Consider the following 11,468-nt stretch of genomic DNA (forward strand, 5'->3'; position numbering starts at 1 on the left):
CATCCCCCTAATGCGTGCCCTTATATATTGAACGTCTTCTCACAAACATCCCTGCACCTACTATAAGAAGTAATGCACCCACTAACAAATAGTTATAAGCTTGCGAAGCCGTGTTAGGAAGTGTTTCACCAGCATGTTCTTTATCGACTTGTTGCTCATTCTGATCTGATTGCGTGACTGGGTCTAGGCTTGGCTCCGGACTCGGCTCTGGACTTGGCTCCGGACTCGGCTCTGGACTCGGCTCTGGACTCGGCTCTGGACTCGGCTCTGGACTTGGCTCTGGACTTGGCTCTGGGCTTGGCTCTGGACTTGGCTCTGGACTTGGCTCTGGACTTGGCTCTGGACTTGGCTCTGGACTTGGCTCTGGACTTGGCTCTGGACTTGGCTCTGGACTTGGCTCTGGACTTGGCTCTGGACTTGGCTCTGGGCTTGGCTCTGGAACTGATTGTTCATCTTCAGCGAAAACAGCAAATTGGCTAAAATGTGTTGTTATTGCTGTTACCCAACCGTTTTCAAGAGTTCCTCCTATTTTCTCCCATTCATTTTCTTGCTCATTTAAGTAATATATAGCAACGTTTGACGTCGCTTCTTTAATTAATTGAAGTGACATGCTAATTGGCGCATCATCAAATTGCGTGATGTGCTCCTCACCTTGTAATAACGAAAAATCATAAACATGACTGTATGCACTCTCGATTTGCTCTAATTTATTTACGTTAATAGATGCATTCCCATTTTCAGAAAACAAATGGACAGGAACGACCATCTCAATGTGCTCTGTTACAAATTTAAGAGATACTTCTTTTTCAAGTAGGACTTCTAATAGCTCCTCAGGAATAATAATCTCAACATTTTCTGTATTTAATTCAACGACAATTGTGCCTTTATCTTTAAGTGAATGAACATCTTCTATATGCAGTCTTGCTTGATGGTCTGTTATGGTTGGAATAACCGTAATGAGCTCTTTCTTCTCTTCTTCCACTTCTTTTGGGACAAAGTGATATAGCCTTCCTTCGTCTTCTATAAATAGCTTATATGCAACGATCGCTTGTAATGCTTGCTCTGTAGCCATTCCATTAGAACCTGATTCTGATATAAGGTGCTTAAATCCACCATCATCATGTTGAAAGCTTAATAAGTGCGAAACTAAATGATTTCTATTTTTTGTAAACTCATCTGAAGTTGGGTCAACACCTATACTTGAAAGAGCAATAATAACCTGTGCTGTCGTCTCACTTGATACTCCTCCATTCCAAGGATCATCGAACCCCCCACTACTACCTTGATTGTCTGATAAAAAAGTCAATGCATCGTTAATACTACTTTCTACATTTTCATCTGCTTGATAAGGAGCTAAGCCAATTAACGCCATCGCCGTAAGATCATAGTTTGGCGCTGTTCCAAACAAAGACCAGCTCCCATCGGAGTTTTGCAAATCTAGCAAATGATGAACGAGCTTGTCCCTTGTCCATCTCGCGTCACTTGGAACATCGAAATCTAGCGTATCTAACGCAATTAAAGCAAAAATTGGACCGTTAATTCCTTGAGCTGTCATTGAATCTAAGCCATTTGGCCAATCCGAACTATTGAAAATTTTCTCAATTAAATTATGTCCATTCACATTTGTTGCATCTAATCCTAACGCAGCTGCTGCAATAGCCAAACGTTCGATATCTGTGATTCGGACTCGGCTAGCATGAATAATTTGATTGTCTATATGTTCTAAGAAATAATCCTCATAATAGCTTTCGGGAACTTCTTTACCTGCTCTAGCTATTCCAATCGCTTGCCACTCACTAGTGACACCTGAGTGAATCATCTGCTCAACAGCTCGGTCAATCGCTAGATTAATATCTTCTAATGAAATAGACAGAGTATCAACTTGTTTGCCTTGTTCTTTATCGGAATCAAACGCTTTTGTCGCTACAGTCAATACCTCTACCGCTTCATCCACTGTCGTTTGAGTAGATTCCTCATCACCTACAACTGCTTCTGCTTCTAACAGAGCCGTTTCATATGCTGTGCTCACATCTTCTGTAACCCATTCATTTTCTGGGTCTACGTCAGAACCATCTACACTTACGACGACTGAAGATTGATTTTCCTTAGCTGTGCTAATAGCTGATTGCAATGAGGACTTGTCAACATCAAGCAATTCCAAAGCATTCTCTAGATTTTCTAACGATTGATCAACAGTTGCTTGACTACTTTCCATATCCTCTAACACTTCATATGCGTTGTGATAGGCTGAAGAAACGATAGAGGATGAGAGTATATCTTCCTTATTTGGGTGACTATTAATCTTAGCAACTTCAGCCGTTAATGCATCTTTATTAGCAGCTTGTATGTATGGTTCATGGCCATAACCGAAACCAAGATCTGCCCCCCATCCATGAACCGTAAATTGTAAGCGAATTACATCTCCATCTTCACTCTCATATTGAGCCATTCCAACTGGAGCCATGTCATTATTGACAACATACATCCATCCTGACATCCACGTATAATCAAATTCCCCTAACCACTCGGGATCACTTTTAGAACCAATTGTATCAGCGTGGTCTAATATGTATTGCGGGATTTCAACTGCATTTGAATCATTATCTCTAATATTTGATAGATAAACGATATTTTCCGAGTCTACTCCATCATTATAATTTCCACTACCTAGTACTCTTGCTACAATCTCTCCGACTTTTTCACCTTCAGACAACGATACTTGGATCGGTTCAATAGCATACCCTTGTCCGAGCGTAAATTTTTCTACAGATACCGTCACTGAGTTTGTTATACGGTCTGTTTCACTGAAGCTTTCATTTGCAGCAAATACACCGCTTGGTAAAACGAGAGAAAAAATCATTAATACACTTAATACGATTGCTACATACCTCTGTCTAAATTTCATTGACATCTCTAAAACTCCCCTTTTTTTAAAATAAAAAATAGTTACATCAAGACTCTCCAAGAACAAAAAGATGCTTTTTAACACAAAAAAACACCTTTCACCAGTAATAGAAGAAAGATGTTTTATAAGTCATTTTTAACGAATATAAAAATAGCTAATAAAAAAGAATAATCCATCCCCTATCCCATTCACCGTGAGAATATCAGAGTTATTTATGGCAGGTATCCTGACTTAGCTTCAACACAACCCTATCTCCTTCCCGTTTTATGATTAAACAGTGGATATGATAGATTGCTCCGCTTTACAGTGGCGGGACCGTGTTGGAATTTCACCAACTTCCCTTTTAACTTTGGAAACATACGTCTCCATTGCACCATAAATGAAAAACTATTAATTTATTCCATCATATTATATATTTTCCTATTTATCAATACTAATGATCTTTTATTCCTTATTGCTAAAAAATAGAAATCAATTCCTTCGTGTAAGGATGGCGCTCTTCGTCAAAAAGATCAGTCTGACTAAATTGATCAAGCAATTTCCCATTCTTCATCACTATAATCCGCTGACTCATTTGACTTACTGCTGCGAGGTCGTGTGAAATAAACAAATAGGAGAGCTGCAATGTTGTTTGAAGCTCCTTCAATAGATTAAGAACCTCACCTTGTGAAATCACATCAAGGCTTGCTGTTGGTTCATCTAAAACAATGAGATCTGGTTCAATACTGATAGCACGGGCAATGGTTACTCGTTGTCTTTGTCCTCCACTAATTTCATGGGGGTAACGGTTTGCTAGATGGGCTGGTAAGCTAACAGCCTCAAGAAGCTGCTTTACGAAAGCATCCTTTGAGCTGTAGGAAAAATGCGTTAATGTGAGTTCATTTTGATACTGAATGTAAGGGTCTAACAAAGAATCTTTTATTTTCAGCTTAGGATTGAGAGCAGCAGTTGGATTTTGAAACACGATTTGGATGTTTTTTCGAAATGGTCTTAGCTGACGCTCATTCAGCTGTTCGATCGCCTGTTCCTTAAAATAGATCGCACCACTATCAATCGATTCGATCCGAAGTAAGCAACGAGCTAATGTACTTTTTCCACAGCCACTTTCACCAACTAAGCCTAAGCATTCACCCTTTTTCAATTCAAATGAAACATTGCTTACAGCTGTATGTCCATCTTTATATGTTTTCTTTACATTTTCGACAGTAAGCATACTCATTCATTATCCACCTTCTGCAAACCAGACGGAAGACTATTTCCAAACACAGGCGCAGCTTTGATCAATTGTTTCATATATTCATGCTGCGGATGGTCAAGAATGCGATGCTTTCCACCTGCTTCCACTATTTTTCCTTCTTTCATGACGGCTATACGGTTCGCGTACCGTCTGACATGTCGCCAATCGTGAGTAATAAATAGAATTGCACAACCTGTTTCCTTTTGCTTCTTAGCAAGCAATTGTAAAATACGGTGTCCAGATACACTATCAAGAGCCGTTGTCACTTCATCAGCAATGACCAATTCCGGAGACAACAGAAGTGCTAACGCAATAGAAGCACGCTGCAGTTGGCCTCCACTTAGCTGGAATGGATACTGTTGATACAACGATTCATCTAATCCAACAGATTCCATTGCCTTAAGTGCTAATTCTTCTCTATTCTTTGCTGATGATAACCCGTGCGACTTCAAATACTCATTAAAATGCTGGCTAATGGTCAGAAAAGGCGTAAATGAACCTTGATAGTCTTGAAAAACATAGGATAATTCTTTCCCTCTTATACTCTGCATTTGTTTGGCTGATAGTGACAATAAATCTTGTTCTTGAAACTGAATTTTACCTTCTGCACGCAAGTTGATCGGTAGCATTTGACCAATCGCTTGCGAAAGCAGACTTTTTCCACTTCCGCTTTGCCCAACGATTGCATACCACTCACCTTTATGAACAGACAAGGAAACTTCGTCGACAATTTTCTTTGTTTGACTACTAATCGTGACATGATCAATGGCTAGAATCATTGCCGAACCTCCTTTTTCACATCAAAGCGATCTCGAAAATAATCGCCTACCATATTCGATATCAATACTACAATGACAATCGCAAGACCTGGATAAATCATTAATACAGGCATCGATTGGAAATAAGGACGTGAATCGTTTAACATCGCTCCCCACTCAGGAGTCGGTGGTTGAGCACCTAGACCAATATACGAAAAGGCAGAAATAAGTAATATAATTTTCCCAAGATCAAGACTGGCCATTACAAGAACATGACCTACTATGTGCGGTAACAGATGCTTACGCATAATCGTAGAGGACGGTAGCCCGTTAATTCGCGCAACGAGTACATACTCTTTTTGAACTTCCGTTAATACTGTACTCCGCACGAGCCTGGCATAATTTACCCATTTCACCAAAATGATAGCTAGAACGAGGTTACCAATTCCTGCTCCTAGTAGTCCGGCAAGTACAATCGCAACAATCGTATCAGGAAAAGCTAAAAAGCCATCTGCAATACGCATAAAAATACGATCAATCAATCCACGTTTGTATCCGGCAATAAGACCGAAGGGAATTCCAATCAAAGCAGCAGCGACAAGTGCAAGTAAACTGTATCCAATCGTCTGCTGGCCACCTAGTAAAAGTCTCGTCAATACATCCCGACCTAGATGATCGGTACCAAGTGGATGCTGAAAGCTAACCGTCTGAAGGCGACCTTCTAAATTCGTTAAAGTCGGGTCATAACGCAAATAGAAAAATGCATAGATGACAGTTGCTATAACAAAGACAATGAAAAGGGAAACGATAACTAGGTGCCAGCTATGTCTATTTCCTTTGAACACCTTTAGTGAAAAACCTTTCATCAGCTGTTCTCTCTTTCTTTTAATTTCATTTCTGGATTTAAATTTCGATAAGAAAGGTCAACACATGTATTAGCCATAAAAACGATGACCCCCATAATCAATATGTAGCCCTGTATAAGAGGATAATCGCGTTGGCGGATCGCATCCACGACCATTTTCCCGATTCCTGGATAAGCAAATAGAACTTCGACCACGACCACACCACCGATCAAACTTCCTAAGCTTACTCCAAACACCGTAATAACAGGTGGTAGACTATGTCGAAATGCGTGAACAAAGAAAATACGGCGTTCTGTCAATCCACGCGCTCTTGCTGCACGTATAAATTCTTGACTTAATGAATCTAGCAAACTTGAACGCAACAAACGTACGTAAACACTTGAAATAGCGAGTCCAAGTGTGAGAGCTGGTAGAATTAATGTCACGTAACCATCCCTTCCCATAGTAGGCAACCAATTAAGGCGCACACCAAATAAATCAATAAAAATGAGCCCAAGCCAGAAGCTAGGAATAGCAGCACCGACTATGGAAAGTAATCGGCTTACCTGGTCAATCCAACTATTACGATAGAGTGCCGATACTGATCCAAGCGGAACCGCTATCGCCAACATGACAATAAGCGAGCCTACTGTTAATTCTAGAGTGGCTGGAAGTCCCATCATGATCATATCCATGACAGGTTGACCTGTGGCATAGGAATGACCGAAATCAAGTTGGACAAAATGAAGAAGCCAATGCCCATATTGAATGAGCAACGGCTTATTAAACCCCATATCCTCTCGTAATGCTTCCACTTGCTCTTGGCTCACCGAAAGTTCATCGACATTTAAAATCGTCAACACCGGATCACCAGGAGCAAGCCGAATAAACAAGAAGCTAATAAAAGTGATAAACATGATGAAAAAGAGAACTTCAAGAAATTTTCGTGTAAGAATGGATAACAATTTACTTCACATCCAATTGATTTGTAATCATGTAATACTCACTTTTCGTTGTCACCCAATTTTCTACTTTGTCTTCGTTATAAGCAACAATGGTTGAAGGGTGTAAAACAAAGGAATTAATCATATTTTCATTGACATAATCAGCTATACGTTCCGCAAGAATGGCGCGATCTTCTTGATAAACGGTTCGGTTAAGCTCATCAATCATTTCGGTTAGCTCAGGGTTTTCGACCCCACTGAAGTTTAACGCCCCAGTTGAGTGATAGGTCGCATTCAAATAATAGCCTGCATCACCACGAGGAGCCGTTAAATTACTATATGTAGCCAAATCCCAATCACGGTTTGATGCCATATAGTCTTCTGGAGTATCAATTTGACGAATCTCAACATCAATGCCAATTTGCTTTGCGTCTGATTGAAAGACTTGGGCAATTAATGGTAGATCTGCTCTTGCGCTATAAGTTAACAACGTAAATTGGAGCGGTTCCCCGTCTTTTTGCATAATCCCATCTTCAAGCGTATAACCCGCTTCTTCTAAATACATAATCGCTGCGTCAGAACCTGATTGACGCTCTTCGTATGAAGGGGCAAAAGGCAAAGAAGGTAAAAATGGCCCTTCAGCCGCTTCGGCATGACCGAGAAGAATCGTATCGACAATTTGTTGACGATTAATCAACGCATCGATCGCACGACGAACATGAACATCCTGAATACTCTCTCTTTGCATATTCATCGTCATCTGATGAACCCGGAATGTTGCCGTCGATTCGACTTTAATTTCTTCCATTTCCTCCAAAGATTCAAGGCTCTCTACCTCTGGACGATAGACAATATCCACTTCTCCAGACTTTAATGCAAATGATCTGGCATTGGCATCCTCATTAAATGAAAAAGTAACAGAGTCAAGGTTTGATGCACCATCCCAATAATCATCGAAACGTGATAAATGAAGTCTACTTCCCGGAGCAAAGGACTCTAATACAAACGGCCCTGTTCCAATTGGTTTATTAATAACATCCCCTTCTGTCACATCAATAATGGCCACATTCGGATTAACAAGCTCTGATATAAACTCCGGAAATGGTTGAGTCGTTGATATATGTAATGTATAACCATCAGCTTCTATTTCATCAATTTTCAATGCATTTTTCATGGCAACATTCTCTTCAATGACACGTTCAAGTGAAGCTTTAACTGCTTTGGCATCCATATTGTTTCCGTTATGAAATGTCACATGCTCATGAAGGTGAATCGTCCAATTGATACCATCCTCGCCTTCCCAGCTCTCAGCTAGCCATGGTGCAATCGTTAAGTTTTCTTCATCTAGTTTTACTAACGTTTCCGTAATCCCTGCTCTTAATGGAACATAACTTGAGTCCACATGAGGATCTAACGAATTCGTAGAGAAATTATAGAGAAAATCAATGTGCTTATTCTCTCCGTCTCCTTCCGTATTCGTCGATGTTTCCCCGCATGCTACTAAAAAGCTAGTACATATTAGAAAAATTCCTACTATAATAATATGTTTCTTAAAATGCCCAAGAAAAAATGTACCATTAAAACTTGTCATCGTGTAAATTCCCCCAGTTCGTAATAATTACGTTTTACATCATATCGTAATGATTACGATTTTACAAGGGTTATGATTTTCACAGATAGAAAAGCATTCGTATTACTTTTCACGAAAATTAAAAAGAGAGAGTCCCCTCTCTCTCCAATCATATTCACTTAGAATGAGGAAATAGTTTATTAAGAACTTCTAGTATTCCAAGGGAATAATGAGAATCAGTTATTTGATCATGGAAACGTTTCGCTTCTTCAGTAGCATTTTCTAACAAGTAACCGTGCTGAACGGTTTTTAACATTTCAAGATCATTTCCACTATCGCCAAAAGCAATTGTATTAGACAAAGAAACTTGATAATATCTAATCATAAACTCTACTATTTCTTTTTTCCCCATATTTAAGGGAATAAAGTCAATATCATATGCATTTTCTGGATCACCAGCCTTTGGATTACATTTACTTATGTTCATTCCTAACTCATTTAATTTAGCTAAATGACGGATGATCTTTAAATCATATTGGCTTTTTGTCTTAGACTCTTCAAAATAGTAGTAGTTCCACTTATAGCCTTTTTGACCAAACTGAGTCTGCTCTACAAGCTTTATGTTATAAACATGGCTCAGTTCATTTTCAAGCTCTTTTACAGCTCGGCTAGAGAAATAAACGTTTTTTAATCTATGCTCCCAATCCTCATTAAGTAGCAACTCGCCTTTTTCACTTACGTTATAAAGTTCAGTACCTAAATTACTTGCTATAACGTGGGGACTATAAGACATGTTAGCACGTTTCATTTTGTGAGCAATTTGACTTAAATCACTACCAGTTACCCAAACTATCTTGATAGATTGATCTAGAACAAGAAACTGTAAATAATCTTCTAGTTCATTCAAGTTCCTCAATAATTCATCCGTACAGTCGTGAGGAAAATAGGTTTCATCGAAATCAAAAAAAATTATATACTTTGTTGTACTAGTATGAATAAAAGATTTAGTCAGCTTTAAATTCAAATAAACCACCCCATTAATTTCATTTTTTATACTATAATTTCTGGGATTGGTCCCATGTCAATATTTATTTATGAGGTGAAATATGGTCACAATATATGATATTGCACGAATAAGTGGCGTCTCTAAATCAACCGTATCACGGGTGGTTTCTAATCACCCCTATGTATCAGCAGAAACTCGGAACAAAGTACTGAAAGTCATGCAAGATTATAATTATGTCCCAAACTCTCTTGCTAAACAATTTCGTCAAAAGCAAACAAAAAATATAGCTATTCTCATTCCAAACCTAGATCACCCTTATTTCAGTCAAGTCGTAAGGTACTTATCCTCTGCTTGCTATAAAAAAGGATTTAAAACGGTCATACATCAAACTTTTTCGGACGAATATACAGAAAAAGATGTATATTCACAGCTGCAAAGAAATGAATTAGATGCTATTATCTTAACCTCTTCTTCATTTTCTGAGGAGGACATCGCAAAATATACAGAGAATCATATAATCGTTGCTTGTAATGAGGATTACTCTGGCGACTATTTTGACGTCTTTTGTTTAGATGAAGAAGAAATAACCATAAAAGTCACATCTTCTCTTCTAATTAAAGGACTTTCAAAATTAGCTTTTTGTTCAGACAATATAACATCGCCTTTACAACAAGCTAGATTAAATGGTTTTATAGAAGCCCACACTGAAAAAGGGTTACACCACAATAAACATTTTATTTTTGATGAAATATCTAGTATAGAAGATGGAATACACTTAGGTGAAAGAATAGTTAAGGATCAGCTACAGATAGAAGGTATTATCACCGGAAGTGATTTCGTTGCTGCTGGACTAATACGTTCAGCAGTTAAACATCATATTGAAATACCTAAACAATTATCAATTATAGGTTTTGATAATCATCCAATATCCCTAGTTACAGACCCACAAATTTCTACTATATGCAACCGTATTGAGGATATGTCAAACGATTTAGTCAATCATATTGTCGACAAGATCAATGGTATTAGAAAAACGCCTGTGAAAAAGACATATAGCGGGGAATTTGTTCAACGAAATTCTAGTTAATGTACAAACTCCATTTATACTTGGAAGATGTATACACTGTTCAAACATTTATATTCATCCCAATAAACCATTAGAGGAAGTGCAAAGGTTGCACTTCCTCTAACTTTTCCAATTTACATATTGTCGCTATCATTAGAGCCGTTCCTTGGTTATAAACCAAAAGATACCAACCCCTTCTGTTCGTTACCGATCCGACGTAGAGAATAAAGTATTCTTAACAACTCTTCTAGGATAATGAGAATTGTTGAATATCTCACTTTTTATAAAAATCATTAAATCGTATGACGACATGACAATAAATGTATCCTCCCATATTTTTAATATATCGACACTATTCTTCAACCATAGCTAACATAAAAAGCGTTCCTTATTTCAGAAACGCTCCCATTATACAGTTTCTCATTCATTTTCATCATATAAATACGAACCTATAATTTCTCACAAAAAATAATCCGGTTCCCAAATGGGTCTTCAAGACACATTTCCAAAAATCCCCAAGGCACTTCTTCCATACGCGGTCTTGCTTTCCCCACACATCTAGTGAGTAACTCCTCATAATAATCTTTCAACCGATTCGTTTCGATGCGGACCGCTCCGCCCAGTTGGCAATCTCCTGCATGCTCCGATACATGTAGGATGCACCCATCCCTATAGAGCATCATATATAGTGGCATTCCTTCATCGAACCGGTGCTCTCCAGCAATCTTGAATCCAAGATAATCTACATAAAATGCCTTTGCTTTCTGTTCGTCTAAGCTCCGTAATATCGGAACTACTGATTTCATAGATATATTTTTCTCGTTTATCATTTAATCACCACCTCTTGTTCTATGGATAAAACCTGCCCATTAAAAAATGATTACAACTTTTTTCAACAACGGAGGTGATATTTCCTTCTTGAAACATATACTTGATTATAATTCTTATTCAATATCATGGTAGAAAAAGCATTCCTTGTTGAAAGAAGCTCCCTTTACTTTAGTATTTATGTAAGCGTCAAATAGTCCCCACCTATGGCCAAGATGGGGACTATAGTAAAATCTAGTTATCAGTTTTCACATAACAATGCTCTGGTAGAGTTTCGGACCAAGGCAGTAGCTGATCGATTGTTTTTTC

General features: G+C 38.4%; 9 protein-coding genes and 1 riboswitch. Of the genes, 1 reads left to right on the top strand and 8 read right to left on the bottom strand.

Features of this window, described 5'->3' with window-relative positions:
• Window positions 1-7 precede the first annotated feature (7 nt).
• From MW695_RS04225 to MW695_RS04255, 7 genes are all read right to left on the bottom strand, one after another.
• Entirely contained in the window at window positions 8-2,911 is a 2,904-nt protein-coding gene (locus MW695_RS04225; protein WP_247103687.1) for a DUF4430 domain-containing protein, read from the bottom strand.
• Between the two features lie 193 nt (window positions 2,912-3,104).
• Window positions 3,105-3,298, bottom strand: a riboswitch (cobalamin riboswitch).
• Window positions 3,299-3,362: 64 nt separating this feature from the next.
• The gene (locus MW695_RS04230) at window positions 3,363-4,124 is read right to left on the bottom strand and encodes an ABC transporter ATP-binding protein (protein ID WP_247103688.1); all 762 of its coding nucleotides are present in this window, start codon (window positions 4,122-4,124) and stop codon (window positions 3,363-3,365) included.
• Complete coding sequence (locus MW695_RS04235; RefSeq protein ID WP_247103691.1) at window positions 4,121-4,921, bottom strand: ABC transporter ATP-binding protein; 801 nt, start codon at window positions 4,919-4,921, stop codon at window positions 4,121-4,123. The genes MW695_RS04230 and MW695_RS04235 overlap by 4 nt, the downstream gene beginning before the upstream one ends.
• The gene (gene nikC, locus MW695_RS04240) at window positions 4,918-5,766 is read right to left on the bottom strand and encodes a nickel transporter permease (protein ID WP_247103693.1); all 849 of its coding nucleotides are present in this window, start codon (window positions 5,764-5,766) and stop codon (window positions 4,918-4,920) included. Before nikC ends, MW695_RS04235 begins: the two co-directional genes overlap by 4 nt.
• Complete coding sequence (gene nikB / locus MW695_RS04245) at window positions 5,766-6,710, bottom strand: nickel ABC transporter permease (RefSeq protein WP_247103695.1); 945 nt, start codon at window positions 6,708-6,710, stop codon at window positions 5,766-5,768. Before nikB ends, nikC begins: the two co-directional genes overlap by 1 nt.
• A 1-nt stretch (window position 6,711) precedes the next feature.
• The gene (gene nikA / locus MW695_RS04250) at window positions 6,712-8,280 is read right to left on the bottom strand and encodes a nickel ABC transporter substrate-binding protein (protein WP_247103696.1); all 1,569 of its coding nucleotides are present in this window, start codon (window positions 8,278-8,280) and stop codon (window positions 6,712-6,714) included.
• Window positions 8,281-8,434: 154 nt separating this feature from the next.
• Entirely contained in the window at window positions 8,435-9,292 is an 858-nt protein-coding gene (locus tag MW695_RS04255) for an HAD-IIB family hydrolase (RefSeq protein WP_247103697.1), read from the bottom strand.
• Between the two features lie 73 nt (window positions 9,293-9,365).
• On the opposite strand from MW695_RS04255, the gene MW695_RS04260 reads away from it, so the two are divergent.
• Window positions 9,366-10,352, top strand: a complete 987-nt coding sequence (locus MW695_RS04260; protein WP_247103698.1) for a LacI family DNA-binding transcriptional regulator — start codon at window positions 9,366-9,368, stop codon at window positions 10,350-10,352.
• Window positions 10,353-10,780: 428 nt separating this feature from the next.
• Here the strand turns inward: MW695_RS04260 and MW695_RS04265 are convergent, their stop codons facing one another.
• Complete coding sequence (locus tag MW695_RS04265) at window positions 10,781-11,161, bottom strand: glyoxalase superfamily protein (RefSeq protein WP_247103699.1); 381 nt, start codon at window positions 11,159-11,161, stop codon at window positions 10,781-10,783.
• Window positions 11,162-11,468: the final 307 nt, after the last annotated feature.

Source organism: Halalkalibacter sp. APA_J-10(15) (assembly GCF_023017105.1).
Classification (GTDB): domain Bacteria; phylum Bacillota; class Bacilli; order Bacillales; family Bacillaceae_D; genus Halalkalibacter.